Origin of the sequence: Pseudomonas sp. PDM32 (genome assembly GCF_019219225.1) — a bacterium.
In the GTDB taxonomy this organism is placed as follows: Bacteria; Pseudomonadota; Gammaproteobacteria; order Pseudomonadales; family Pseudomonadaceae; genus Aquipseudomonas; species Aquipseudomonas laurylsulfatiphila.
Window position 1 is genome coordinate 25,611 of record NZ_JAHUWE010000006.1, and the last position, 26,551, is coordinate 52,161.

The window sequence follows — 26,551 nt, forward strand, 5'->3', positions numbered from 1 at the left end:
GCAGTGCTTGCGGCTCGTAGTCTAGTGGCGGGCCGCAATGCTGTTTGAGTGATTATTTGGGCGCCCTTCATGGGCAGAGGCGGCTTTGAAATGGCTTTGATCGTACAGAAATTTGGAGGCACCTCGGTCGGCACTGTCGAGAGAATCGAGCAGGTTGCCGACAAGGTTAAGAAATTCCGCGATGCCGGCGATGACCTGGTGGTTGTGCTGTCTGCAATGAGCGGCGAAACCAACCGTCTGATCGATCTGGCCAAGCAAATCAGTGGCGACGGCCAACCGGTTCCGCGCGAGCTGGACGTGATCGTCTCCACCGGTGAGCAGGTGACGATTGCCCTGTTGGCCATGGCGCTGATCAAGCGCGGCGTGCCGGCGGTGTCGTACACCGGCAACCAGGTGCGGATTCTGACGGATAGCGCGCACAATAAAGCGCGTATCTTGCAGATTGATGACCAGAAGATTCGCGGTGACCTGAAGGCAGGTCGTGTGGTGGTTGTCGCCGGTTTCCAGGGCGTCGACGAGCACGGCAACATCACCACCCTCGGTCGTGGCGGTTCCGACACCACCGGCGTAGCGCTGGCGGCGGCCCTGAAGGCTGACGAATGCCAGATCTACACCGACGTCGACGGCGTCTACACCACCGACCCGCGTGTGGTGTCCGTGGCCCAGCGCCTGGACAAGATCACCTTCGAAGAGATGCTGGAAATGGCCAGCCTCGGTTCCAAGGTGTTGCAGATCCGCGCGGTCGAGTTCGCCGGCAAGTACAACGTTCCGCTGCGCGTACTGCACAGCTTCAAGGAGGGTCCGGGCACCCTCATTACTATTGATGAAGAGGAAACCATGGAACAGCCGATCATTTCCGGTATCGCTTTCAACCGCGATGAAGCCAAGCTGACCATCCGTGGCGTGCCAGACATTCCGGGCGTTGCCTTCAAGATTCTCGGCCCGATCAGTGCCGCGAACATCGAAGTCGACATGATCGTGCAGAACGTCGCGCACGATAACACCACCGACTTCACCTTCACCGTGCACCGTAACGACTACCAGGCCGCGCAAGCCGTGCTGGAAAAAACCGCTGGCGAGCTGGGTGCCCGTGAAGTCGTGGGCGACACCAAGATCGCCAAGGTCTCGATCGTCGGCGTCGGTATGCGCTCTCACGCAGGCGTGGCCAGCCGCATGTTCGAATCCCTGGCCAAGGAAAGCATCAACATCCAGATGATCTCGACCTCGGAAATCAAAGTCTCCGTAGTGATCGAAGAGAAGTACCTGGAACTGGCTGTGCGCGCTCTGCACACGGCTTTCGAACTGGACGCGCCGGCCCGCCAGGGCGAGTGATGCGTTTGCCAGAAGGCGCGGTTTGACCGCGCCTTTTGTTTTTTTGAATGGCGTGACCCCCGAGACTGTTCTTTTGCTCGCGCTAGTCAATACTCAGGCATGTAGGGCTGCGACCGCTCCGGTTGTGGGTCGAGTGCCTTTTTTTTGCAGACTGTTGTCCCTGAAATGAAATGCGTGAGGAGAAAGGTATGCTGATTCTGACTCGTCGGTGTGCAGAAAGCCTGATTATCGGTGATGGCGAAATCACCGTGACCGTACTCGGCGTCAAAGGAAATCAAGTGCGCATCGGTGTTAATGCCCCCAAAGAGGTCGCTGTTCACCGGGAAGAAATTTACCTGCGTATCAAGAAAGAGAAGGACGAAGAACCAAGCCATTAATTTTTATCGTTTTTTATGTTTGCAAACGGGGAAGAAGCTGGTTAATATACGCCCCGTGTTGCGGAGAGCTGGCCGAGTGGCCGAAGGCGCTCCCCTGCTAAGGGAGTACACCTCAAAAGGGTGTCGGGGGTTCGAATCCCCCGTTCTCCGCCATTATTTGCTTAGTACGTTGTAATCTGGCTTTTTCGGTAAGTTGTTGAAATTACTAGAAAAAGTGTTTGACATAGAGATTAGACGGCCTATAATGCGCGGCAACAAATGCACTCGTAGCTCAGCTGGATAGAGTACTCGGCTACGAACCGAGCGGTCACAGGTTCGAATCCTGTCGAGTGCACCATTTAAGAGTCATCTGCAGTAATGTGAATGACTCGGCTTCAACCAGTTGTGATCTGGTCTAAAAACACAAATTGCACTCGTAGCTCAGCTGGATAGAGTACTCGGCTACGAACCGAGCGGTCACAGGTTCGAATCCTGTCGAGTGCACCATACAACAGAAAGCCTGCATTTTATGCGGGCTTTTTGCCGTCCGGGATTTGGCTTTTCCCTTCTTGCATCCCTTCCCGTCGAACGCCACGCGCGCCTGGCGTCTTGCTGGCTCCTGCTGGTTGAAAATCGCCTCTGCGTGTTCCTGGGCGTCCTGCGTGGCATTCCTTTTCAAGGCTGGCGGCTACAATTTTCGAAGGGGCGTGTGTTTTCCTCTCGGATTGCGTCGTCGCATTTTCACGGATCAGGACGATGCTCAAGTTTGTTGTGCAAGCGCTTGTTTCAGCCAAGATTTTTTAACGTTTAAAACCGTCAGGCGGTGTATCATTGCGCCCGTCAGCCCCGCCGGGGCTTGTGGAATACCTCCATGGACTTACCCAGTAGTTACTCAGTACCCCGTTTTACCAATCATGAATTGACTGATTGATCCTTCCGGCGTGCCCCGCTGCTGGGAGTGGAGTTCGCCTATGTCCGAAGTTGAAGTAAAGAAAACGCAGGAAAGCTTGCAGGATCGCCTGGCTCAGGTGGTTGAGTTGCTGCAGCGCCAGCGAGTGGTAGAAGACCTGACTCACCGCCAGGAAGGCCCGCATCATGACCGGGTCGAGAACCTGGTCCACCGGCAGAACCTCGTCGAGTTGCAACGCAAGCTCGATGACCTGCACTCCGCCGACGTGGCCTACATCCTTGAAGCCTTGCCGCTGGACGATCGTCTGACGCTCTGGCAATTGGTCAAGGCCGATCGCGACGGCGACATCCTCCTTGAAGTATCCGATTCGGTCCGTGAATCGCTGATCGCCGACATGGACGATCACGAGCTCCTGGCGGCCGCCAAGGACATGGATGCCGACGAACTCGCTGACCTGGCCTCCGAGCTGCCGCGAGACGTCGTCCATGAGCTCATGGAGACCCTTGACCAGCAACAACGCGAGCGTGTGCGTTCGGCACTGTCCTACGACGAGGAGCAGGTCGGTGCGTTGATGGACTTCGAGATGGTGACCATCCGCGAGGATGTCAGCCTTGAAGTGGTCCTGCGTTATCTGCGTCGTCTGAAAGAGCTGCCGGGCCACACCGACAAGCTGTTCGTGGTCGATTACGACGGCGTCCTCAAGGGCGTGTTGCCGATCAAGCGTTTGCTGGTCAACGATCCGGACAAACAGGTTTCCGAGGTGATGGCCAGCGATCCGGTGAGTTTCCACCCGGACGAAGACGCCTACGATGCTGCCCAGGCGTTTGAACGTTACGACTTGATCTCCGCACCCGTGGTCGACAAGAACGGCAAGCTGATCGGCCGTCTGACCATCGATGAAATGGTCGACCTGATCCGTGAAGAGAGCGAAAGCGAAGTTCTCAACATGGCGGGTCTGCGTGAAGAAGAAGACATTTTTGCGTCGGTCTGGAAATCCCTGCGCAACCGCTGGGCCTGGCTGGCGATCAACCTGATTACCGCGTTCGTGGCTTCCCGGGTCATCGGCTTGTTCGAGGGTTCGATCGAGAAGCTCGTGGCGCTGGCGGCCTTGATGCCGATTGTGGCGGGGATCGGTGGTAACTCGGGCAACCAGACCATCACCATGATTGTTCGGGCCATGGCGCTGGACCAGGTGAGCACCGGCAATACCTCGCGCCTGATGCGCAAGGAGTTGGCGGTCGCCTTGATCAATGGCGTGATATGGGGTGGGGTGATCGGCGTGGTCGCCTATCTGCTGTATGGCAGTTGGTCACTCGGCGTGGTGATGACCGCCGCGATGACGCTCAATCTGTTGCTGGCGGCATTGATGGGGGTCTTGATTCCGATGACCCTTGCGAAGATGGGGCGTGATCCAGCGATGGGTGCAAGCGTGATGATTACGGCCATGACCGACAGCGGAGGCTTTTTCATCTTCCTCGGGCTGGCGACAATTTTCCTGCTCTGATGCCCGGCTCACTGAAAACCCGCCTTCTGGCGGGTTTTTTGTGCTCGGGTTTCAGGTAAAAAAATTCTTCACGCAATCCCGGAAAACTGTAGGAGCCAGCCTGCTGGCGATGGACTCAAGTGCGCCGCGTATATCCAGTTTGCCCGCGTTATCGTTAACGGCCATCGCTGGCAAGCCAGCTCCCACAGGGGGGCATGCCCACGCTGGAACTGTAGGAGCCAGCCTGCTGGCGATGGACTCCAGTGCGCCGCGGTTATCCAGTTTGCCCGCGTTATCGTTAACGACCATCGCTGGCAAGCCAGCTCCCACAGGGGGCCATGCCCACGCTGGAACTGTAGGAGCCAGCCTGCTGGCGATGGATTCCAGTGCGCCGCGGTTATCCAGTTTGCCCGCGTTATCGTTAACGACCATCGCTGGCAAGCCAGCTCCCACAAGGGGCCGCAACTGCAGGAGTCCATGCTCAGGCCAGTGAAATAGCCAAAAAAAAAGCCAGCGATCAGGCTGGCTTGAGCTTTCTGGCTGAATCAGGACGCGTCGGCGGCCATTTCAGCGTCATGCGCGATCAGCGAAACGAGAGCGTTCTGCTGTCGATGTGAGAGTTGGCGGAAGCGCTGCAGCAGCTCCCGTTCGTGCAAGGAAAGCTCCGGGCTGTCCAGGCGCATGCTCAACTCTTCTCCCAGTGCGCCTTCCTGAATAAGACTCTGCTCAAGGCGCGCAATGATTTCGGAGTTCATGCTGCGATGATGATTGCGAGCCACCTCGGCAATGCGTTCACGCATTCCGTCTGGCAGACGTACGACGAACTTGTCAGCCGTACGGCTGGAATAAATTGCCTGTTTCAATGGGCGCATATATTTAACCGGTTAGTTCAGGGGAGCGGTTTTCGGGATTGGCCGCAGGATGTCTGGTAGGACAAGCTCTCTGACCAAATGTTCAACCTGAATTGATAGAGGCGCGCATCATGCCTCAAACCAGCCAGATCCTTGGCGTCAATTCTGTGACAAATATTGAACTGGATAAAGGCGTTCTGCCAGCACCAATTATCAGAAATGCGCACTGGTTTGAAAAGTTTGACCGGGCCGTTTCGCTTGGCGCTTTCTCCGACCGACGAAAGGTCTCTGACGGGAGGAAAAAAGCGGGCTCGATCCCTGTTCCTTGCCTTTACAGAATAGTGGCAAATGGCCGATTTACTAGGGGGGGCGTATTGAGGGGCTGAATTCAGGATTGATGGCAGGCCCTTGCACTGGATCTGCCAAGCCAGGGTCAACGCAGTACCGGATCAAACTTGATCTTGCGTCCGGCAATCAATGCCAGCACGAACAGAGCGGTGAATACACCGCAGGCGATCAGGGGGAGGGTGACGACCATGTCCTGGGTCAATGACAGATGAAAAATGCCGCTCAACAAGGCGAGGATTAAGAAACTCGCGGCTGATCTGGACATGCGGTGCTCCTGGGGGGATTCAAAATACCAAACGTTCGGCAGGCGGGTTCGGCACCGGGATGTTTTCCTGGCTGACAAAACCGTGCTGGTCGCTTATCGCTGCCAACTGCGGAGCCTTCTGCAACTGAAGGTAATGCGGGATGCGCTGGGCAACCTGCGTCGCGCTACTCTCAGGAAAAAAATGAAATCCCAGTAAAACTGCCAGTGCGATTGCATTCGAGAGTAAAAGGGCGCATTTCATGGCGCGGACCTCGGTTGTTCTGTGAGAACAGCAGAAGCAGCTCGCATGCCAGAGTTTATCGACAATTAAATTCTTTAAAAACAATGAATTAAGTTATTTTTGGTAAAGCTCCATATTGCATTTTGCAATGATGGCTTTTTGCATTGATGCAATTTGCACGGTCAACAAGTCCGCGCTCGGCCGAGGCGTCTGCCTACACTTAAAAAGCCTACGGACGACATGACAAAAGCCAGCCCGGCCGTTAACATGCACGCCGTCCATCGCACCGCGTTTCTTCGCGGTCGACTTGTGTCTCAGTAGCTCAATTGGATAGAGCATCCCCCTCCTAAGGGGAAGGTTGGCAGTTCGAACCTGCCCTGGGACACCATATTTTCTGGGCTTTTCAGCAGGGTCGAACTTCTCCGATCATGTTTGTGGGTGCATAGCGGGTGCAGCAGCGTCCCTTTTGCGTCGACGATCCCTCTGTCATCTACTTTGCGAACATTGCCTACACTCGAATTGCCGAGAATGACCTCGCGCTCGACTGGGAGTGTTTCCACATTGACTATCAATATTGCGATAGCCACGTATGACGCTATTGTTCTCGGCTGTGACAGTCTTTCCAGCCAGGTTGAACAGGCAATTTTGCCTTTTCGAAATGGGGGCGGATTCGCTCGGGATGCCGACGGAAATGAGCTTATTGACGCTACTGGTCATAAAGTTGTCTCGGCTGCGGAATTGCGTCCATACGTCACTAATGTTTTTGGTGGTGCCCAGAAAATGTTCTGCCTCTATGAGGATGAGGACACAACCGTGGCAGCAGTGACTGCGGGGATGGCCACACTCTGCGGCGTGACCATCGCTGGCGTTGCTAATCGCTTTAAGAAGAAGAACTCCGGAGAGGGGACGGTCTATCGCACGGTCGAATCGGTCGCGGCCGCTTTCTTGGCGCATGTTCGTCAAGAATGGGAGTCGGAAGTGGAATATGAAACCGCGGCTGAGGAGCTTCGGCCTTATTTTCCGGATGTCCAATTTATAGTCGGCGGGTATGGTACGGATGATGCTACGAGTAAGGTATTCAAGCTTTCTGTCAACTCGGGGAAGCTGGAGGAACAGTTCACTTGGAAAAGTCGTTCTGGTACGTGCTTCGCGGGGCAGTCTGATTTTGTAGAGCGTCTTTTGGTGGGTGTTGATGGCCGACTTGCTGATCAGATTGATTCGACCGTTGGTCAATTGGTAGCAAGTCATACTCAGACGATTGTGCAAGCAATTACTGATCAATTGAGGGCTGCAGGTGTCGGAATACCTGAAGGGATGACATTCGTGACGCCAGATTTTCCTATTGAGCTACCATGGTGGGAAAGCGTTGCCCGTATTGACTTTGGAAACCTACCTGCACAGTATGCCGTCGATTTAGCGGAGCTTTTGGTCAATCTGCAGTCGGGAATGCAGCGCTTCGCTAGCGGCGTGGCTACCGTAGGTGGAAGGACGCACATCGGTGTGCTTAAGAGAGGCGAGAAATTCGTCATGCTCAACGAGCCAAAATTGGTACATAACCACACGGGTTATTCTCATGATTTATAGTATCCGGGATTCATCGGGTCAGATCGGATCTAAAACGCAAGAGGAGCGCGGGAGCTTCGAGCGATCGTTCGCTTGCTCGGATCGTAGTGGCGCAATTCCTTCGCTGCAAGATGCCCGTCCTCCCGCGCAACCGAGCGCCCCGGTGAAGGGTTGCTCCGCGACCTTTCGCAATGGAATGATCGAAGTCGGTTGAACAACATTTGGATTTTCCAGAGGTCGGCTATGAGCCGGCCTTTTTATTGGGTGCATGCTAGCCAAGCTTAAAAAGGTTATCGAGCCCCTAAGCACAGTGACAGCAAATCACTCTTTTTTTGGTGGGATCGGCGCTATTGAGCATTCTTTACCATTACACCAGCCAGCATGGATTACTGGGAATTCTTAACAGCAAATCCGTTTGGGCGACAAATACCCATTTCTTGAACGACCCCACCGAATTTGTGCATGGGCTTTCGTTCGCGGCTTCAATTGCGAGCTATTTCTTCGACAGCGATTATTGGTCGTCTTTTGGCTCGGCGTTGCATCGGCATCTAAAGAGCATCCGTGGCGATGATTTGTATGTGTCGTCCTTCAGCGAAAAGCCTGACTTGCTCAGCCAGTGGCGCGGGTATTGCCCCTCCGGTAGCGGATACTGTATAGGGCTTGATCGTGCTGCGATGGCTGAATACTGCGAGGAGCGCGAGTTGCAACTTGAGCCTTGCCTGTATGGGCACGATGAACAGCGTCTCAAGGTCACCGAAATCGTCACGTCCTGCATGGCTCTGTATCCAACGATTCCTTTAGACATTCAGCTATTCAACGCCCTCGATATTAAGGCGAAAGCCGAATACATGGAGGAGTTTAATGAAAGGCTGAGCGGAGACTTGAAGATGAGGGCAGATCTCGCACTCGACGCGATTGGCGAGTCACTTCTAGAGGTTGCCCCCTTGTTCAAGCATGAAGGTTTCCACGAAGAAGCCGAATGGCGGATAGTCACGAATCATCCTGTCGAAACCGTAGAATTCCGACCGGGCCCGTCGTACGTCATTCCTTATGTTTGCCTTGATCTTCTGAAGGCGAAGCCCAAGGCGCTCAAGAGGGTTATTGTCGGGCCGAACCCAAATCAACAGCGCGCGCTCAGAGCCGCTGAATTTCTTGTTAAGCAGTATGGCCACGATCCGAAAATAGTGACCACGTCAGCTATCCCTTTTAATTATTGGTGAGAAGCTGAATCTCGAATGCGTAAAACGGTGGTGGTTGAGCAGTTCGCGTGCCTGGCCGTGGCCCGGATGCCAAGGCCAGCGTCGAGCAGCTCCTTCACCCGCTTGTGCAACTCTCCATCGACTGGGCGGCCCTGGTACTTGCCGGCAGCTTTCGCTTTCTCGATACCCTGAGCTTGGCGTTCGCGGCGCTGTTCGTAATCCTTGCGCGCAATGGCCGCCATCATTTCCACCAGCATCGAGTTGATAGCGCCAAGCATACGCCCGGTAAACTCGTCGCCCTTCGTGTCCTGCATTCCTTGGTGACTGGTCGGCAGATCGAGCGCGACGATGCGCAGGCCTTTGGAATCAATCGTGGCCTTTAGCTTCTGCCAGTCCTCCACCGGCAAGCGGGAAAGCCGGTCTATCGACTCCACGAGCAGCACGTCACCCTTGCGCGCATCTTTGAGCAGACGCAGCAACTCGGGCCGGTTCGCGGAGGCGCCGCTGGCATTCTCCAGATACACGCTCGCAATGTCCTTGTTATGGTCGCTGGCGAACTGTTCAAGCGAGGCCTGGGCGCGGCTGGCGTCTTGCTCTTCGGTTGATGCTCGGAGATATGCGCGGATGAACATGATGTGCCTCACGTATCAGTTAGGGTGTACTACTAATACTGTTGCACTATGGGTGTCACTTATCAAGCGGAAAGGGCAAATAAATTTGAATTTGCCCGTATCAGCTAAGGCATACCTATAACTGCCGTAGTCGCATGATGGCGTCTGAGATGTCTTGAGCATTCCGGTCTAGCGTTTCCATGGCCGCAATTGCGTTAGTGGCAACGCACCCAACTCCATTCTCAGAAAGCCACTTGGTCACCTCCTCAATGGCCGCACATATTGCGTGCTGGTTGTGCAGGAGCAGTGTGAGTGCGTCTGCTGTGGCTATATTGGCTTCAGAGATATCTGACATGGGTATCGTCCTTGAGTAACTGGTGCGGGAAGACTAGCTCAACTCGCCGCTGGCTCGAGCCACTTCTCCAGATCCGCTGACGCTTGGGCATTTACACTGACTTGACCACTCATTTGCATTCGACCTAACCAACCATCTGCGCCGGATTTGACCCGCCCCCTTAGCAAACATGACCGGCAGTGAATGGCCTATTACTGCCCTTTGCGATAGGCAGAAAACGACCCAAAAGAGACGCTCAGTTGCGTCTCTGGGTTATGGAAAGGTTAACTGATCAGTAGGGTGTGTCTCCGATAATAGCCGCGCGCTCCATCTTGCGATGGCAAGGCGGATAGTCCATCACGGCATAATGCTGGGTGCAGCGGTTATCCCATATTGCCACGCTGTTTTTCTTCCAACGCCAGCGCACCTGGTACTCGGGATTGTAGGCCTGGCTGATTAGGTACTTCAGCAGGTCAACGCCGGCCTGGTTGTAATCCTGGCCGAAACGGACACGGCCATCGCGGTGGTAATTGACGAAGTGTGTGGCGTAGGCATTGACGAACAGCACCTTCTCGCCGGTTTCCGGGTGGGTGCGCACGACCGGATGCTCAGAATCTGGGTAGTGCGCCTTCATCGCCAGGCGCTTTTCCTTTGGCATGGCGGCGGCGAAGGAGGAGTTGAAGCTATGGCTGGCGATCAGGCTGTCAATTTCCTGTTTCACGTCCGCCGGCAACTTGTCATAGGCCAGCACCATGTTGGCCCACATGGTGTCGCCACCGACCGGGGGGCATTCGATGCAACGCAGCACCGCACCCATCGGCGGAGATTCACGCCAGGTGGCATCGCAATGCCAGGCATTTTCATAGCGATCCGCCGGGTTCTCCGGGGTCTTGTAGATTTGCACCAGGCCAGGCGCTTCGGGGTGGCTGGGCAGCATTGGGTGGGTTTCGAGTTGCCCCATGCGGCGGGAAAAAGCTTCGTGGTCGCGACGGGACAGTTTGTCCAAATCCTGGTCACGCAGGAACAGCACCTTGTGCTTGAGCAGCGCGGCATAAATTTCGTTGAACAGGTCGTCATCGCGCACTGCGTCGCCCAGGTTCACATCGAGCAGTTCCGCGCCGATGGCACAGGTCAGTTGTTCGACTCGCATTGCGTCTCCATTTACTTGGTCTATGGCCGGGCCGTGGGCGTGGAGGTGAAAGCCATGCCTTGAGTGACGACGGCGCTTGTTATTGTTGATCCAGTTTTTTGGCTGCGGTGGGGTGGCACAGGTGAATCCGCGGGTGGTTGCGGCAGGAGCCGACAGCGGGTCCGCGCACCCATCCTAATCGGCAGGCACGGACAATCCTGTGCATTTCAGGACATTTTATTGGCGTATTGGGACAGTAACCGCCCGCTCTCGGACGCGCGCGTCCCCCCGTTCAATTACTTAGGTGATTGACCCGGGTGTCGCCTTGCTTTCCCGGTAGCCTGTGACCCAACTCGAGGGTGTCATGCCAAACTGGCCGCGAAACCAGCGGGAAAAATCACCAGCAGAGGAAAAACCGAGCAGTTCGGCGACCTCATATAACCGGCGCTTGCTGTTGGCCAAGTATTCTTCGGCGAGCTCGGCACGTACGGCATTGATAATCGTGGTGACACTCTGCCCCTCGGCCGCCAGGTGCCGGTTCAGCGTGCGTCGATGCACGCCGAGGTGCTGGGCAACGCCATCGACGGAGCACAGCCCGCCTGGCAACAGCATCTTGACCATCTGGCGCACCCGCTGCGCCGGCTCGTCGCGCAGGTTGGCCAACTGTAGGTCCAGGGATCGCTTCACTTCGCGATGCAGTGTCGGGTCTGCTGCAGGGATGGCCGCGTCGAGATCGCGGGCGCGGCAAACGATGGCATTGAACTCCTGGGAAAACTCGATCGCGGGTCCCAGCACGCGGTGATGGACTTCCAGGCTGGCGGGTCGCTCGTGGGTAAAGCTGACCCTGACTGGCCGGAAAGACTGGCCGCTGAGATTGCTCAACGTGCGCACGATAATCCCAGTCGCCTGTTCGATCGCCTGGCGCCAGACGCCATGTTGACCCTGCATGTTCACGCCCATATGCAACAGCACCAGGTCCCCGACATCCTCCAGCCGCATCTCCACGCCGGCGTTATGCAGCCGCGCGTAACGAGCGCAGGACAGCAAGGCTGAGCGAAGTGTCGGCTCTTCGCGAATGAGCAGCGCCAGCATGCCGAAGTTGGACAGTTGCCGCGATTGCGCCATCAACAGGCCAAACGCTTCATGGCCAGACAGGCGCGCCGACTCTTCCAGCAGCCATCCGACCGAATCGCTGCTGATCATGATGTTCGGATCGGCCAGGATACTGGCCGACAGTTTGGCCAGGCGCAGCATGCGAAACGGGTCCAACCCTACGGAGCGGGCCACTTGCTCATAGTGGGTCAGGCTGGCACTTCGGGTCAGGGTGTACATGCTGGGCTGTCCCAATTTCACAAGATTGTGTCCTGCCAAGCTTAGTGCAGGACGCCCCGCCAGAGCTACCTTCAGGTCACTGAAAATAGTGGGGGCAGCGCCGTATCGGCCACCCGCTTGATAACAACAATAAAACCGATGAGGAGGCTGCATGGCCTTTCACCCAATCGCCGCGGACGATGACGACCGTGGCTGCGTCAACGTTGCGCGCAAATATGCCTGGATGGTCTTTGCACTGACCTTCGGCCTGTTGATTTCCGATTACATGTCGCGCCAAGTGCTCAACGCGGTGTTCCCGCTGCTCAAGAGCGAGTGGGCACTGAGTGACGGTCAGCTCGGCCTGCTCAGTGGCATCGTCGCCCTGATGGTCGGCCTGCTGACATTCCCACTGTCGTTGATGGCCGACCGCTTCGGCCGAGTAAAGAGCCTGACGCTGATGGCTCTATTGTGGAGCCTGGCCACACTGGGTTGCGCCCTGGCGCAGGACTACCAGCAGATGTTTATTGCACGCTTCATGGTCGGCGTCGGCGAAGCCGCTTACGGCAGCGTGGGCATCGCGGTAGTGATTTCGGTGTTCCCTAAACACATGCGCGCCACCCTGGCCAGCGCGTTCATGGCCGGCGGTTTGTTCGGCGCTGTGCTGGGCATGGCCTTGGGCGGCGCCATTGCGGCGAAACTGGGCTGGCGCTGGTCGTTCGCCGGCATGGCGCTGTTCGGCCTGTGCCTGGCGGTGCTGTACCCGCTCATCGTCAAGGAAGCGCGCATTGCTCCGCAGCGTGCTGCGCAGGCGTTGAACAAGATGGCGCAGGTCAAGCGTCCATTGTGCACCCTGTGGTCCAGCCGATCGGTGGTGGCGACCTATGTCGGCAGTGGTTTGCAGTTGTTCGTGGGCGGTACGGTCATGGTGTGGATTCCCAGCTACCTCAACCGCTACTACGACATGCCGACCGACAAGGCCGGCGGCATGGCGGCGCTCATCGTGCTGTGCAGCGGTGTGGGGATGATTTTGTGCGGCATGCTCAGTGATCGCCTGTGCCGCAATTCGCCGGAACGCAAGGTCAGCCTGGCCATCGCGTTCTGCCTGGGCAGCTGCCTGTTGTTGTCGGTGGCGTTCGCGTTGCAGGCGGGCCCTGTGCAGTTGCTGTTGATCTGCCTGGGCATGCTGATTGCCACCGGTACCACCGGCCCCGCCGGAGCGATGGTGGCCAACCTGACCCATTACTCGGTGCACGGCACCGCGTTCGCCACGCTGACCCTGGCCAACAATCTGTTGGGCCTGGCCCCGGGGCCGTTTCTTACCGGGCGGGTGTCCGATCTGATCGGGCTGCACGCCGCGTTTCAACTCGTGCCCCTGGTCAGCCTCGCGGCAGCGGCGGTGTTCTTTTATGCCAAGTGTCACTACCACAAAGATATTGCCCGTTTAACGGGTGACAGCGTTGCGGCCCCCATCCATGGCGCCGCGTTAGAGGTGAAGTTGTGAGTCGTCGTTTACGTATTGATGTGTTTTTCGATTGCCCCTGCTACCCGGTCGGCAAACGTCAGCAAGAGCAAGATGCACAACCTTCTCAAGGGGCGGGCCAGGGCGAGGAGTCCACGTCATGAGCGCCATTGCTTTGACCCGGGTCCAGAGCCGCGCACGCGAATTGGCACCGGGTTTTATCGTCAGCCTGATCGTAGCGGCCGCCGCTTCGTTTTTGTCCGAGCACTATGGTGCGCCGGTCATGCTGTTCGCCTTGTTGCTGGGAATGGCCCTGAACTTTCTTGCGGACGAAGGTCCGTGCAAGGCCGGTGTCGAGTTCACTTCGCGGACGGTACTGCGCATAGGCGTGGCACTGCTGGGGATGCGCATCACCCTGGAGCAAATGGCCGCGCTGGGCTGGAAGCCGATGGCGCTGGTGGTGATCCTGGTAGTGGTGACCATAGGCGTCTCGGTGATCGCCGCCAGGTTGCTCGGCTTTTCCCGCTTGTTCGGCATGCTCACCGGTGGCGCCACCGCCATCTGTGGTGCATCGGCAGCGTTGGCGCTGGCCGCGGCCTTGCCTAACCATCCGCAGAAAGAGCGCGCGACCCTGTTCACGGTGATCGGCGTGTCGGCATTGTCGACTCTGGCGATGATCGTCTATCCGATGATCGCCAACTGGCTCTCGCTGTCGCCGCAGATCGCCGGGGTGTTCCTCGGTGCGACTATCCACGATGTCGCCCAGGTCGTCGGCGCCGGCTACGGCATGTCCACCGAGACCGGCGATACCGCCACTGTGGTCAAGTTGATGCGGGTCGCCATGCTGCTGCCGGTGATCGTCACCGCCGCCATGATTACCCGCATGCAGGGCGCCGATCCGACCGGCAAGCGCCCACCGCTGCTGCCATGGTTCGCCGTCGGCTTCCTGATCCTGGCCTGCATCAACAGCACCGGCTGGATCGCGCCGGCCGTGCAAGGCGGGGTCAATGAACTGTCGCGCTGGTGCCTGGTGATTTCCATCAGTGCCCTGGGCATGAAAACCAGGCTCAAGGAACTGGCGGCGGTGGGGATCAAGCCGATCCTGCTGATGGTCGGGGAAACGGTGTTTCTCGTGGTGCTGGTGCTCTTGCTACTGCACTGGGGCTTCTGAACTCACACAAGTTTATGGCAGGGCTTCACTGGGCTGGCTCCTCGTTACAGTGAAGCTCACTACCGGTGTCACAAGCACCGGTTTCCGCGGCGACTGTACCAGCAGTCGCCGTTTTTTTGTGTGCGTTAAAAGGGATTGGGGGACAGCTCCCTGTCAGGGAGCGACCGTTTGTTTCTGCGCGCGACGCCACGCCGCTGGCGGCATGCCGAACTGGTTAATGAACCAGCGGGTGAAGGAGCTGGCCATGGAGAAGCCGAACAGGTCGGCGATGCGGCTCAACGAGTGGTTGGGGTTTTCCAGGTATCGCAGCGCCAGGTCGCGGCGCACCTCGTTGATCAGGTCGTTGAAGGAGCAGCCGTCGTCTTGGAGGCGGCGTTGGAAGGTACGCACGTTCATGCCCTGCGACAGTGCGATCTGCTCGATCGTGGCGCGGCCCATGGGCAACAGTAGGTAGATCGCCTTGCGCACATCGAACAGCAACGAGGTGCTTTCATGACCTTGCAGCGAATCGATGTAGTCCTGGGCATAACACGCCATGGCCGGGTCGGCACTGGCGTTAACCATGTCCAGGCTGGCAGCGGAGCAGACGATGCCGTTGAACTCGCTGCCAAACTCGAGATTGCAGCCGAACATACGCCGATGACGTTGCAAATTGTCGGGTGGCTGGTGCATGAAGTTGACGCTGTAGGGGCGCCACTGCGAGCCGAGCAGTGTCGAGCACAGGCCGAACAGCACGCCAATGACCAGCTCTGAGGCCTGGCGACTGGGCAACAGTGACTCGGTGACCATCTCGGCACGAATGATCACCATCCTGCCGGCTTCTTCAACAAAGATCCCCAGGGAATCATTCATCAGATGGCGGTAGCGCTGCATCACCTGCAAGGCGTCACGCAGGGTGCGTTGCTGGCTGAGCAGCAGGCTGACCACGCCGAAGTCCGAAAGCTGGCGCGACTCGGCCATGCGCACTCCGAGGGTCTGGCAACCACTGGCGACGGCGGAATCTTCCAGCAGGCGCACGGCGGTATCGATGGGTATCCGGTTTTCCGGGACTCGCAATTGAGCCCTGCTCAGGCCGACGACAGTCATGACGTCGTACGGGTTGAATCCCAGGTCCTGGGTGACTTCCAGGTATTTGGTCAAAACGGCGGCGCGAACAAGCATGGGCATGTGTAGGAGACCTCCCTCGGCCGATGGCGGCGCTGCTTTTTTCATCGAAGGTTTATTGCGCGGGAAGGCGACGCTGGTGAAGCACTGATAGCGCCAGCGATCTTCAACCCTGACCTGGCGTAACGCAGAGCAGGTCGCGCGGTCCCATTTTAGGGAGCACGGGCGAGGCGCCATGGGCATGGCGGGATAATTTCTTAGCATATTGGGACACGACGGACGGGCCGGAGATGGCGGCGGCAGACGCCGCTCTACAGGGGTTTGTACTGTCCCAATTTCATAAGATTGTGTCCCGGCAAGCTCAGTGCAGGGCACCCTCGCGGGCTACCTTCAGGCCCACAATTGATAAGATGGAGGTAGATAATGGATACGCGCGCTGCAATGCGTATCGGTCAGCCGCTCGCCGCAATGGCGCAGGTGGATACCGACGATCCCGATGCATTCAACCACTGCTTTGCCGACGTCAACGGCATCCGCATGCACTACATCGACGAGGGCCAGGGGCCGCTCGTCATCCTGCTGCACGGCTTCCCCTACCTCTGGTACATGTGGCGGCGCCAGATCTTGGCATTGGCCGAGGCCGGCTATCGGGTTGTCGTGCCCGATCAAAGAGGGTTCGGGCAATCGGACCGCCCCGACACTATCGAAGCCTATGACATGAGCCAATCCGTCGGCGACATGGTCGGCTTGATGGCGGCCCTGGGCGAAACCTCTGCGGTGATCATCGGCCACGATCTGGGCGCCTGGGTGGCCCAGGCGGCGGCTATGTTGCGCCCGGATCTGTTTAGAGGCCTGGTGATGCTCAACACCCCGGTACCGCCGCGGGGCAAGGTCAAGCCAACCGTGGGCCTGCAGGCCATGGCCAAAGGCCGGGTCTACCACCACCTGTATTTCCAGCAGCTCGACAAGCCGGATCGCGAGCTGGCCGCGGATCCGCGCAAGACCCTGAGCAGCGTCTTCTACTCGATCTCCGGCAGCGCCGTGGGTGCCGAACGCTGGCGCCTGTTTGTCGAAGCCGGCGAGCCAATCCTCAACGCCTTTACCGAGCCTAAAGGCGCGTTCCCGTCCTGGCTGAGCCCGCGTTCGCTCGACTACTACGTCGCCGAGTACACGCGCACCGGATTTACCGGTGCCCTCAACTACTACCGCTGCCGCGACCGCAATTGGGAAATCACCGCGTTTCTCGACGGAGCGAAGGTCAGCCAGCCGAGCCTGTTCATCGGTGGTGCGGCCGACCCGTCCCTGGAGCCGGTGGAAATCCGCAGCCAATACGAGCAGATGGACGCCTACCTGCCCGCGCTGCGCAAAAAGGTGCTGCTGCCCGGTGTCGGCCATAGCGCTGCAGAGGAAAGTCCGGCTGAGGTCAACGAGTTGCTGCTGAAGTTTCTCGAGCAGTTGATGGTCTCTGAGCCAGCGGCACGCTAACCCCCTTCATAACGTCAAAACAAAAGGCAGGGCGAACGTAGGTATCTACCGTAACGTCCGCCCTGCCTTTGCACAGGGCTTGATTTTCCCCTTAGAACTAGCTGGCCGCCTTGACCAGTAGATGATCGCCGAACTGCTCGCGCAGGTGGTTCTTCAATACCTTGCCCGTAGCACCCAGTGGAATCGTGTCGACGAAGACCACATCATCCGGCGTCCACCACTTGGCAATCTTGCCGTCATAAAAGGCCAGCAGATCTTCCCGGCTCAGGGCTGCCTGAGCCTTCCTGACCACGATCAACAAGGGCCGCTCATCCCACTTCAGATGTTTCGCAGCGATGCAGGCCGCCTGGGCGACCGAGGGATGGCTCAGGGCAATGTTCTCAAGGTCAATGGAGCCGATCCACTCGCCGCCCGACTTGATCACATCCTTGCTGCGATCGGTGATCTGCATGAAGCCATCGCCATCGATGGTCGCCACATCGCCGGTGGGGAACCAGGTCTGGCCGGCGTGCTCGATCAGCGGCGAACCGTCGCCTTCATTTCTGAAATAGTCGCGCACCACCCAGGGGCCACGCACCATCAGGTCACCCGAGGTGGCGCCGTCCCAAGGCAGTTCCACGCCATCCGCGCCGACGATCTTCATGTCGACGCCAAACACTGCGCGGCCTTGTTTGGACTGCACGGCGTTGCGCTCTGCCGGGGACATATCAAGGTGCCTGGCCTTGAGGGTGCCAATGGTGCCGATCGGGCTCAACTCGGTCATGCCCCACACGTGCAACACCGCCACGCCGTAGGTCTGCTGAAACTTGTGCAGCATGGCCGAGGGACAGGCTGCGCCGCCAATGATGGTGCGTTGCATGCTGGAAAAAGACTCGCCGGTTTGTTCCAGATGCCCCAGCAGCCCTTGCCAGACCGTGGGTACGCCAGCAGAGAGCGTCACCTGCTCCGCTTCGAGCAGCTCGAACAGCGATTTGCCGTCCAGCGCAGGTCCAGGAAATACCAGCTTGGCCCCGACCATGCACGCGATGTACGGCAGCCCCCAGGCGTTGACATGGAACATCGGCACCACCGGCAGGATGACGTCCCGCGCCGAGCAATTCAGAGCATCCGGCAGCGCGGCGGCATAGGTGTGCAGCAGCGAGGAGCGATGACTGTAAAGCACGCCTTTAGGGTTACCCGTGGTGCCTGAGGTGTAGCAGAGCGTACAGGCCGCATCCTCGTCGAGCTCCGGCCAGGCGTAGTCGCTGGCGCCCTGTTGCAGCAGGTCTTCATAGCACAGCAGGTTATCGATACCGGCGTCGGTCGGCATGTGGGCGCGATCGGTCATGGCGATGAACGCCTTGACCCCGGAGCAGCGGCCAGCGATGAGTTTGATCAGCGGCAGGAAGGTCAGGTCGAAAAAGAGGTACTGATCTTCGGCATGATTGGCGATATAGGCCACCTGGTCTTCATGCAGGCGCGGGTTGATGGTGTGCACGATGGCACCCATGCCGCCAATGCCGTAGTACAACTCCAGGTGACGGTAGCCGTTCCACGCCAGCGTACCGATGCGGTCGGCCGGCTGCACGCCCAGGCCCGTCAGGGCGCTGGCCAGCTGGCGCGCGCGACGGTGGCAGTCACGGAAGGTGTAGCGATGGATATTGCCCTCCACCCTGCGCGATACGATCTGCGTATCGCCATGATGGCGGTCGGCGTGTTCTATCAGTGAGGAAATCAACAGCTGCTTGTGCATCATCAAGCCATGCATGGCATCGCTCCGTTCAAAAGTCTGTGATCGGGGAGCGGACAGGCAGCCAGGGCTCTCTGTCGGATTCCACGTCAAGACCGCGAACCGGGACAGCCTGTTTTCCTCCCCTGGATGTTGGTGATCAGGTAACCGTCCCGGCGGCCCCGTGAATCGGGGCGTGCCGGGAGCGTTGCTGGAACCGGATCAGTTGAATGCCGTGAGATCTTTCGGCTGGATGTCATGCAGCTCGCAGTAGGCGAGATAACGCTTGAGCCCGGACTTCCAGTTTTCCAGCGCGACGATGTTGTCGTTGTCATCGACAAACGCAAGGTCGCCATTGACCTGGACCAGGGTCAGCACATAGCCGTCGCCATTGCCGGTGCTGACGACTTCCGGGGTGTGAGTCGACCCGGCCGTCTCGTAGACAATGCTGCCCGGGCCGGCCACCCAGTCATGCTCCTTGTATTTCCACTGGCCTTCGAAGGTGTAGACCATCACCGTGCCCGTGTGGTGGTGCTTGGGCAGCTGCATGTCGATCGGCGCCTTCATCATGACGATCCATTCGCCACGGATCGGGTCAAGCTTGAAGTACTTCAGCAGGACGTTATCGGCATACGGGGTAAACGGAATCCAGGGCAGGGATTCGCCATCGATGACTGCGGTGTCGACGTGTTCGTAGAGCATAGGTATCTCCGTTGATTGTTGTTTTGATCGGGAAATTTTCGGCGGCCGGGATGGTCCGACCATCACGGATGGTCGGATGCCCGGGCTGTCTGTCAGGCAGTCAGGGTCAGGTCAGCGGGGTTCCCGCCAGGGTCGCGCGCAGCATCTTCCGTGGCGCATTGCCGTAGTCAGCCACGGCGTAGTGCTGGACTTGCAGGTTGTCCCACATGGCAACCGTATTGGTGCGCCACTTCAGGCGTACCTGGTATTCCGGAATCGCGGCCTGAGACATCAGGTAGTTCATCAGGTGATGAGCCTCGGGCATGAAGTCCTGGCCGTAGCGGATGTCCTCGAAGTTGAAGAAGTTCGAGAAATGGGTGGTGAATGCGGAATTGACGAACAGCACCTTCTCGCCGGTCTCGGGATGCACAAGCACCACCGGATGCTCGGCGCCGGGGGTCTTCAGGGCCATCGCGTGACGTTCTTCGCGTGGTAACTGGGCGCCAAAGGTCTGCTCGGCACCGTGCTTGGCGTACAAGCCATCGATCCGTTGCTTGATGGTTTCAGGCAGGTTTTCGTAGGCCATCACCATGTTGGAAAACAGCGTATCGCCGCCGGTCTCTGGACCCAGTTCACAGCGCAATACCGCGCCCCGGGGCGGCGCCTGCTTGTAGGTGACATCGGCATGCCAGAGGTTTTCCCGGCTGGCCTTTTCCACATAGCTCTTGGGCTTGCTCGGATCGAGATTGCGGTACAGCATCAGCAGCTTGTCCGCCTCCGGATGGCTCGGCGCCAGGGGATGGGCTTCCAGTTCGCTGAATTGCGAGGCGAAGTGCTGTTGCTCCATTGGAGTTATGTTCTGGTCGCGAAAGAACAGCACTTTGTGCTTGAGCCACAAAGCCCTGATTTGCGCGATCAATTCTGGATCCTGAGCAGCGTCGACAAGGCTAATGTTGCTGAGCTCTGCACCGATGGCGGGCGTGCAAAGCTCTACCTTGATTGAATGCTGGCGCACCGACGACCGGATGATGGCCGGTGCCGAGGGAGACGCTGGTGAAGGAGTGTTTTGGATTTCGGCGATTTTTATCATTATTGTCTCCAGTCCGTGCTTTCGGCGGTGCCCAATATGTGCACCCGGTATAGGTAACTGACTCCCGCTGATCGAGCAGAGGGTACTGGTCCTATAGTAGGTATCTCTGGCACGAGGCTATGAGCACGGCGGGACAGTTTCTTAGCATATTGGGACGACGAGCGGGACCATGGACTAAGCTAATTAATCTTCTCGCTTCGCGCAGTTTTGCCTGCTGGGCCGGAACTATTAGAGACGGAGGAATGCCTATCGCCAGGAGCATCGTGGCCGTCGAAAATCCTGATCAGGAGCACTAAAAAGCGCGTGAGCGGCCCGGGCCTCGCTTTTATCCAATAAGCCCTAGAGGCTGCCTTGTTCTGCCTGTTGTAACAGGCTAAATCCAAAAGTGATCGGTCAAACTGGCCGCGGAACCACTGCGAGATCTGGTGTTTTCACCAAAGGACTGAGGTTTCAATAAAATCGAATGTCAGCTTCTGGCCGTTCTCTGCCGGTCGTCACTACGGCGTGTGCTGGTCAAGTCGAATGCAAGCGGTTGGTCAGGACGAATGCAAATGACTGGTCAGTGGCAATGCGTCGGGCGGACTTTGCAGCTGGCAAGGTTCTGCAGATATTCAATCTTGGCCAGTTCGCTCTCGAACATTCCATAGCGGTCTTCCATAGCCATCAGCGTTGCCACCACATACCCAGTATGTTCGGCCTTCAGACGGTTATAGGTTTTCCAGTGCATTCCCTTTGGTTTGACTCCGTCACCGTTGAAGATGCCTGGCTTCCAATCCAGCTTTTCTCGGATTCTGTCGGCACGAAGCATAGCCGGATCACGGGAGCGTTCCCGCTGGCTTGAATATGCCAGCTTGTGACAGTGCCGACAGGCAAAGACTGATCCGCCGAACAGGATCGCCACGCGCCGCCCGCAGCCCTGCCCAGGGCACAGAAACCATGGCCGACGCCCGCCATAGGCGCAGTCTGTCCATTCCAGAAAGACGGGGTACTCCATCGTTTGCCATTCGGCGCCACTGACTCGGGTTCGGTAGTTGAGAGTTACATGGTCAGCCTTTGCCCGAATTTGGATGGAGCCGACTTTTTCGCCATTGAGCGACCAACACCTGTCGACGGTCCTGCCTAGTGAAAGCAGGCCATCACGCTGCAGGAGACGAACATCCAGTGCCAGCATGTCGTATGTGGTGTCCTTGCCAGCCTGTCCGCGCCCACTACCCCATCCGCCCATTTTTTCTCCCAGGGATTTGTCGAAATCATTTGGCAATTTGCAATGAGGTTTTCGTCAGGACAGACATGAGAGCCATGTCCCTTTACTGCTTGGCCTTTGGCACCTCATAGCGCGTATGGGCGGTCAGTTCCAAGAGGGTTTCCATCTGACCGACCGCCCTGACGATCTGGTAGATGTCGAGGTCATCGACGCTTGTGTGCTTTTCGACGTATTTGGCCAGGTAGCTTTGCGAACTGCACGCAATCCCATTGCGGCTGCATGCCAAATAGGCGAAGGACTCGGCTTCCAGCTCCATTCGAGCCTCAGTCAGCCGCAGCCGCTGGGGAATATTGAGTCGCTCGTCAGCGCCGAGATGTCCAAGGAAAAGATGGCCGAGCTCATGCGCCAAAGTGCTGAATTGCACATTTGGGGTGTGGTTGTGGTTGATCCGCATCAGGTATTCGCTGGGCTCCTTGGCTTTTTTGTCTTTCGTGTCCTTTGGGGCTGGCGGCTTTCGAACCTGCTCGATGGAGCCGGCACTGCAGTCACCCGCATCGAAGTAATGATGCTTGATGCCCTTGCGCTCTATCAGGGTAAGGAAACGCATCATGCGTTCCTCGGTGATATCACCGCTCGCCTGGAAGAATTTGACGTCTGCGGGAAGTGGAGCCCCCTCGGTATCCTGAACGTCATAAACCAGAGCCACTGGCCCGAAAGGCCACAGTATGAGCAAAGGGCGGGCATCCCGTTTGGGACGGCGATTGAAGCGCTCTCGCCAGTCGTATGCCGACGCGGCGTAGCTCAGTCCCGGCTTCTGGATTTGCAGCAGCAGCGCGTTGAAGGGCGCGAAGTTCCTGAGTTTCACCATGAAGTCCAAGAGCATCTTGTAGTCAGAGCTACCGTGATAGAGGCGCGAGTCCTCCAGCAGCTGATCCAACAATGAGCGGGCGGCTTCGGACTCGAAAGGGTCTTGTTGAAACATCATGATTGGCCACTGCATTCTCGTGTGAGTTTTGTGAAGCCTAGCCGACAGGTAGGGGCTTCGCTCAAGGAGCCACAGCAAGTCAGCTGAGCTCTAGCCAGCCCCGCTTGCTCAACCGAACAGATAGTCCGCCAGCACCGCTCATTCGAGACTCCCCACCGATTGTTTAAAGTCGGAGTCTGGTTGCTCGGGACGTGAGTATTCGTCGAGCCAGTCCTCCCAATGCTGCTCCTGAGGTGTCTGGCGCTGAGGAGGGGACGAGCCAGCTCCCTTGTCCCTGCGCTCACTGATTACCGCTTTACCGTGGTTTTCGTGACACGTAGTTGGTATTGGCTGAAGACCTCGATTTTCAAGGGATAGAGCGGAATCCTTGTCCGGCAACCTTGTCTGGATGTTGTCCGGCGCTTGTCCGGGTGTTGTCCGTAAGTTGTCCGGTAGAAATGCTTTGCGGATTTCCCCTGCAGAGACGGACAAGGGGAGTAGCGAGCCGGCATCCATACGGTTTTCGCGGCCTTTCACCCAGTCTGCCGTGAACAGGATGCCAGCCAGGTTGCCCATGTAGTCGTGGAGAGCTGCCAGGCGTTTGGGTTCAGGAAGCCCCGTTGATTTCCAGAAGCGATATAGGTGGCGGCGCTTGCTGATGCGAAAGTGTCCTTTCGGTAGAGGCGAGCCCTTCTTGGCTGTTTTGGTACTCCGGCTGCGCGTTAGCTCTGCATTGAATATGGCGTAGGGTGTTGAGTCGGATATTGCGGACTCGAACTGCAGGGTTACGCCGGCCGCTTTGTGCTTATCGTAATACCCTGTTGTGTAGCTGCAGTATTCGTATGCCTCTATCCCGAGGGTGGTCAGGATTTCTCGGATAAGACCGGACGAGTGCTCCTGAAACCAGTGCTGTGGAACAGGAGCACCGCTGGTGGGGAGAATGACAAGCCGTCCGAACTCGATGCAGATTTCAGCTCGGTTTAGCACTCTCCTGACGTCAACATTCACAAGGCTATCTCAGGCTGTGGGGCTTAAGGGCGCAGTAATGCTAGTGGTAGCTATCGGGCGTTCTCCTTTGCGAGGCGGTTAAGCCAGGCTTCCAACTGCTTAACCAGAATCAGGCGGCGCTTGCCGGATTTGAAGGACTCCAGGTCGCCTTTCGCGATCGCATCATAGATCGCGGAACGGGTGTGGCCGCTCATGCGGCCAGCTTCTTCAGGGCCAATTGCAAGCGGAATGATCGGGGCTGCTCGGGTCATGTCGATTCTCTTACTGGTCGGGTTGAGGGTTTGCCGGGAGGAGGATGCTAGGGTGCATTTGCGTTTTGTGCAAGCAAATGCTGCACAAAACAACTGAACGAATCTGGACGGAATTGCAAAATTGACAGCAGTTGCGTTTGCTAGCAGACTTTGCGTTCAAAAAGAGATGGACATCTATGGCACGCCCAAGAAAGTCAGCTGACCAGTCAACGACCGTAAGCGTTTCGCTGCGAATCGATCCCCGAATCAAATACGGGATTGACCTCGCTGCGCGCATTCAGAAGCGAACTGTTACCGGCGTAGTTGAATGGGCTGTCGAGCAAGCCTTGGCGGACGTGTCGCTTCCAAGGTCGGTATTCGCTGAACACGAAGATCCAGATGCGCCCACTGACTTGGCATCTAGTCTCGACGACCGCTTGTGGTCTAGTAACGAAGGAGTGCGGTTGGTGCTCTTGGCTTCCCGTTATCCGCAATTGCTTTCGTATGAGGAAACCCGCATATGGGAGACGATTAAGCTGTCGCCGCCCTTTTGGCACCGGTTGCCTCGCTCTGCTGAGGATTGCTCGCCATGGGAAAACGCGAAGCTCAGCGTAATCGCGGATAGCTGGCCGACCATCATCGAAATCGTCGAAAGCCGCAAGGATGTAGTGGTGCTCACCAATGCTGACATCCCCCATCTCCGTGATCGAGGGCTGACTGAGCGGATGTGGCGGGCCGTGGAAGAAGCGATCGGCGAGGCTCTTAGTGAGGGGGACGATTCGCGTGAGCCAATCAAGGTGCCTAAGCAAGACTTGGAAAGCTTCAAGTCCAAGCTGCATGTGGCAATAGAACAGCGGGTCAGGCAAGAAGAGTCGGATCAAGATTGATCTTTTGCTAGCTAGATCAACTCCACCGCCGCAGCTTTGCTATCTGGCGCCAGGTGGGCATAGCGGAGCGTCATCTTGATATCGCTGTGCCCCAGCAGATCGCGAACGGTGTTCAGCGGAACCCCAGCCATCACCAAGCGTGACGCGAAGTCGTGACGCATATCGTGCCAGCGGAAGTCTTCGATCCCGGCATTTTTCAGCAACTCCAGCCAGGCCGTTTTCACGTCCGTCATGCGTTCACCGTCCTGGCCTGGAAAGACATAGCCGCCAGTGTCGCTCTGTTTCTTCCATGCCTGCAGAGTCGCCAGCGCCTCGGCGTTCAATGGGATATGCCGGGTCTCGGTGGTCTTGGCGCCCTCGCCGGCGATGGTAAGGGTCTTTCCCTGCAGGTTCACGTGTGGCCAGCGCAGGTTGAACAGCTCGCCGCGGCGTAGCCCAGTGTTTAGCGAGAGGACGACCATGGGCTTCAGGTGATCGGAGAACGCGAGCGCGCGCAGGTCCACCGTGGGCTCCCGCCTGCGTTCGGCGCGCCATTGGTTGGCGCTGTCACGTTCCACCCGCATGCGCTCCTCACGCGCGTCCAGGGCCTCCCGGAGGGCCTTGGCTTCATCCTTCGATAGGTAGCGGATGCGACCCTTGGCGTCGACTTTCAGCGCCTTCACCTTGTCCAGCGGTGAGGCCTCCAGATAGTTCCAGTCCACGGCCCGACTGAAGACTCCGCTGATGGTGCCCATCTTGCGGTTGGCTGTGGCTGGTTTGTTGCCGGCCCTCAGCCAGCCGGTGCGGATCTGCTCCAGGTCGCGGCCGGAGACCTCCACCAGGCGCATGGCCATGATCGGCTTGAAGCTGGTCGAAAGAGTGTGCGCGCTCTTCTCGTGGCCTCGGTGGTGGGCCTTGAACCACGGCAGGTAGGTGTCATCGATGAAGTCGCGAAGGGTGGGGGAGGTGGCCGCCGTGCGGCCCTGGGCGACAGCCAGGGGCTCGCCATGCTTGCGCGCCTCGTTGAGGTACAGTAGGGCTTCCTCTCGGGCTTGGTCGAGGGTCATGATGCCGACCCGGCCGAGGGTCTTCTTCTTGCCCCTGGCCCAAGTCACCAAGAAAGACTTGGCGCCGGCCTTGGTCACACGGACGAAGAGGCCAGGCACCGTGCTGTCGTGGATTTCGTATTCCTTCCCCGTGACCTTGAGGGAGGACAAGCGCCGAACTGTCAGTTTCTCTTTCACTGTGCCTTCGTGGGTGCAATGTGGGTGCAAAAGGAACTATACGGCTGTGTACTGCTGTACTCAATAGCCCTTGAAATCTCCGTGATTGCTGGGGTAGTCTAGAGTCATCAGGCTGTTAGATGGCCCTCCTAAGGGGAAGGTTGGCAGTTCGAACCTGCCCTGGGACACCATATTCTGCAGCTCCCCGCCTGTTTCAACGCTTCCTTTTCACGACTTGTAGATAAAACCCGACAGATTCAGCTGCCCTGGATTTATCGACGCCATCAACCCTGTCTTCGCGACTTTCTTTCTCCTCTCCCACGTAGTCTGAATCTCCCATCCCGTCTGGGAGTATCCGCCGATGTGCGGCCTGTAGTGCTTGTTCATAGTTGAGACCTGTAGATCAGAAAATGGTCCAAGGTCGATCTCCGATGACTGGACCCCCG

At 57.8% G+C, this 26,551-nt stretch carries 25 protein-coding genes and 4 tRNA genes; 13 read left to right on the forward strand and 16 right to left on the reverse strand.

Annotated features, from left to right (window positions below; genetic code table 11):
* Positions 1-90: 90 nt before the first annotated feature.
* The 6 genes from KW846_RS12680 (at position 91) to mgtE (ending at position 4,102) form a co-directional block, all read left to right on the forward strand.
* On the forward strand, positions 91-1,332 hold the full coding sequence (locus KW846_RS12680; RefSeq protein WP_007971040.1) for an aspartate kinase: 1,242 nt from the start codon (positions 91-93) through the stop codon (positions 1,330-1,332).
* Positions 1,333-1,520: 188 nt separating this feature from the next.
* Complete coding sequence (gene csrA / locus KW846_RS12685) at positions 1,521-1,709, forward strand: carbon storage regulator CsrA (RefSeq protein WP_002554426.1); 189 nt, start codon at positions 1,521-1,523, stop codon at positions 1,707-1,709.
* Between the two features lie 62 nt (positions 1,710-1,771).
* Positions 1,772-1,862, forward strand: a tRNA-Ser gene (locus KW846_RS12690).
* A 107-nt stretch (positions 1,863-1,969) separates the two neighbouring features.
* Positions 1,970-2,046 (forward strand) — tRNA-Arg (locus KW846_RS12695).
* A gap of 72 nt (positions 2,047-2,118) precedes the next feature.
* Positions 2,119-2,195: transfer RNA gene (locus KW846_RS12700), tRNA-Arg, on the forward strand.
* Positions 2,196-2,659: 464 nt separating this feature from the next.
* Positions 2,660-4,102 (forward strand): magnesium transporter, encoded by a 1,443-nt coding sequence (mgtE, locus tag KW846_RS12705; protein ID WP_007971042.1) that lies wholly within the window; start codon positions 2,660-2,662, stop codon positions 4,100-4,102.
* A 524-nt stretch (positions 4,103-4,626) separates the two neighbouring features.
* On the opposite strand, the gene KW846_RS12710 is transcribed toward mgtE, so the two are convergent.
* From KW846_RS12710 to KW846_RS12720, 3 genes are all read right to left on the reverse strand, one after another.
* Complete coding sequence (locus KW846_RS12710) at positions 4,627-4,953, reverse strand: Arc family DNA-binding protein (protein WP_003178899.1); 327 nt, start codon at positions 4,951-4,953, stop codon at positions 4,627-4,629.
* A 412-nt stretch (positions 4,954-5,365) separates the two neighbouring features.
* On the reverse strand, positions 5,366-5,545 hold the full coding sequence (locus KW846_RS12715; protein ID WP_007972182.1) for a PA3371 family protein: 180 nt from the start codon (positions 5,543-5,545) through the stop codon (positions 5,366-5,368).
* Between the two features lie 19 nt (positions 5,546-5,564).
* Complete coding sequence (locus tag KW846_RS12720; RefSeq protein WP_102699819.1) at positions 5,565-5,786, reverse strand: hypothetical protein; 222 nt, start codon at positions 5,784-5,786, stop codon at positions 5,565-5,567.
* A 290-nt stretch (positions 5,787-6,076) separates the two neighbouring features.
* On the opposite strand from KW846_RS12720, the gene KW846_RS12725 reads away from it, so the two are divergent.
* From KW846_RS12725 to KW846_RS12735, 3 genes are all read left to right on the forward strand, one after another.
* Positions 6,077-6,153: transfer RNA gene (locus tag KW846_RS12725), tRNA-Arg, on the forward strand.
* A 173-nt stretch (positions 6,154-6,326) separates the two neighbouring features.
* Positions 6,327-7,349, forward strand: a complete 1,023-nt coding sequence (locus tag KW846_RS12730) for a hypothetical protein (RefSeq protein WP_218482545.1) — start codon at positions 6,327-6,329, stop codon at positions 7,347-7,349.
* 329 nt (positions 7,350-7,678) lie between these two features.
* On the forward strand, positions 7,679-8,548 hold the full coding sequence (locus tag KW846_RS12735) for a DUF2971 domain-containing protein (protein WP_218482547.1): 870 nt from the start codon (positions 7,679-7,681) through the stop codon (positions 8,546-8,548).
* Here KW846_RS12735 and KW846_RS12740 read toward each other — a convergent pair.
* The 4 genes from KW846_RS12740 to KW846_RS12750 form a co-directional block, all read right to left on the reverse strand.
* Complete coding sequence (locus KW846_RS12740) at positions 8,539-9,159, reverse strand: recombinase family protein (protein WP_218482549.1); 621 nt, start codon at positions 9,157-9,159, stop codon at positions 8,539-8,541. The genes KW846_RS12735 and KW846_RS12740 overlap by 10 nt on opposite strands.
* A gap of 115 nt (positions 9,160-9,274) precedes the next feature.
* The gene (locus KW846_RS30025) at positions 9,275-9,493 is read right to left on the reverse strand and encodes a hypothetical protein (RefSeq protein WP_256356707.1); all 219 of its coding nucleotides are present in this window, start codon (positions 9,491-9,493) and stop codon (positions 9,275-9,277) included.
* Between the two features lie 271 nt (positions 9,494-9,764).
* On the reverse strand, positions 9,765-10,622 hold the full coding sequence (locus KW846_RS12745; protein ID WP_218482551.1) for a TauD/TfdA family dioxygenase: 858 nt from the start codon (positions 10,620-10,622) through the stop codon (positions 9,765-9,767).
* Positions 10,623-10,901: 279 nt separating this feature from the next.
* Positions 10,902-11,933, reverse strand: coding sequence for an AraC family transcriptional regulator (locus KW846_RS12750; protein WP_218482553.1), 1,032 nt, complete (start codon positions 11,931-11,933; stop codon positions 10,902-10,904).
* Positions 11,934-12,084: 151 nt separating this feature from the next.
* On the opposite strand from KW846_RS12750, the gene KW846_RS12755 reads away from it, so the two are divergent.
* On the forward strand, positions 12,085-13,413 hold the full coding sequence (locus tag KW846_RS12755) for an MFS transporter (RefSeq protein ID WP_218482555.1): 1,329 nt from the start codon (positions 12,085-12,087) through the stop codon (positions 13,411-13,413).
* Positions 13,414-13,531: 118 nt separating this feature from the next.
* Complete coding sequence (locus tag KW846_RS12760) at positions 13,532-14,542, forward strand: YeiH family protein (RefSeq protein WP_218482557.1); 1,011 nt, start codon at positions 13,532-13,534, stop codon at positions 14,540-14,542.
* 153 nt (positions 14,543-14,695) lie between these two features.
* On the opposite strand, the gene KW846_RS12765 is transcribed toward KW846_RS12760, so the two are convergent.
* Positions 14,696-15,709 carry an AraC family transcriptional regulator gene (locus tag KW846_RS12765; RefSeq protein WP_218482559.1) on the reverse strand — a complete coding sequence of 338 codons (1,014 nt, stop codon included), beginning with the start codon at positions 15,707-15,709 and terminating at the stop codon, positions 14,696-14,698.
* A gap of 360 nt (positions 15,710-16,069) precedes the next feature.
* Here KW846_RS12765 and KW846_RS12770 point away from each other — a divergent pair, with 360 nt between their 5' ends.
* Positions 16,070-17,131, forward strand: coding sequence for an alpha/beta fold hydrolase (locus KW846_RS12770; protein WP_218482561.1), 1,062 nt, complete (start codon positions 16,070-16,072; stop codon positions 17,129-17,131).
* Positions 17,132-17,228: 97 nt separating this feature from the next.
* On the opposite strand, the gene KW846_RS12775 is transcribed toward KW846_RS12770, so the two are convergent.
* The 7 genes from KW846_RS12775 to KW846_RS12805 all read right to left on the reverse strand — a co-directional run bounded on the left by KW846_RS12775 (position 17,229) and on the right by KW846_RS12805 (position 24,037).
* Positions 17,229-18,878: a 3-(methylthio)propionyl-CoA ligase gene (locus KW846_RS12775; protein WP_218482563.1), complete on the reverse strand. Its 1,650-nt coding sequence runs from the start codon at positions 18,876-18,878 to the stop codon at positions 17,229-17,231.
* A 183-nt stretch (positions 18,879-19,061) separates the two neighbouring features.
* On the reverse strand, positions 19,062-19,541 hold the full coding sequence (locus KW846_RS12780; protein WP_218482565.1) for a 2,4'-dihydroxyacetophenone dioxygenase family protein: 480 nt from the start codon (positions 19,539-19,541) through the stop codon (positions 19,062-19,064).
* Positions 19,542-19,647: 106 nt separating this feature from the next.
* Positions 19,648-20,520, reverse strand: coding sequence for a TauD/TfdA family dioxygenase (locus tag KW846_RS12785; protein WP_218482967.1), 873 nt, complete (start codon positions 20,518-20,520; stop codon positions 19,648-19,650).
* A gap of 649 nt (positions 20,521-21,169) precedes the next feature.
* Complete coding sequence (locus tag KW846_RS12790) at positions 21,170-21,781, reverse strand: hypothetical protein (protein WP_218482567.1); 612 nt, start codon at positions 21,779-21,781, stop codon at positions 21,170-21,172.
* 136 nt (positions 21,782-21,917) lie between these two features.
* Positions 21,918-22,799: an ImmA/IrrE family metallo-endopeptidase gene (locus KW846_RS12795; RefSeq protein ID WP_218482569.1), complete on the reverse strand. Its 882-nt coding sequence runs from the start codon at positions 22,797-22,799 to the stop codon at positions 21,918-21,920.
* 138 nt (positions 22,800-22,937) lie between these two features.
* Positions 22,938-23,786, reverse strand: a complete 849-nt coding sequence (locus KW846_RS12800; RefSeq protein WP_218482571.1) for a hypothetical protein — start codon at positions 23,784-23,786, stop codon at positions 22,938-22,940.
* Between the two features lie 50 nt (positions 23,787-23,836).
* A complete protein-coding gene (locus KW846_RS12805; RefSeq protein ID WP_218482573.1) occupies positions 23,837-24,037 on the reverse strand; it encodes a helix-turn-helix domain-containing protein in 201 nt (66 codons plus the stop codon).
* A 446-nt stretch (positions 24,038-24,483) separates the two neighbouring features.
* Between KW846_RS12805 and KW846_RS12810 the strand changes: the two genes are divergently transcribed.
* Positions 24,484-24,903, forward strand: coding sequence for a hypothetical protein (locus KW846_RS12810; RefSeq protein ID WP_218482575.1), 420 nt, complete (start codon positions 24,484-24,486; stop codon positions 24,901-24,903).
* 11 nt (positions 24,904-24,914) lie between these two features.
* Here KW846_RS12810 and KW846_RS12815 read toward each other — a convergent pair whose 3' ends face one another.
* On the reverse strand, positions 24,915-26,126 hold the full coding sequence (locus tag KW846_RS12815; protein ID WP_218482577.1) for a site-specific integrase: 1,212 nt from the start codon (positions 26,124-26,126) through the stop codon (positions 24,915-24,917).
* Positions 26,127-26,551: the final 425 nt, after the last annotated feature.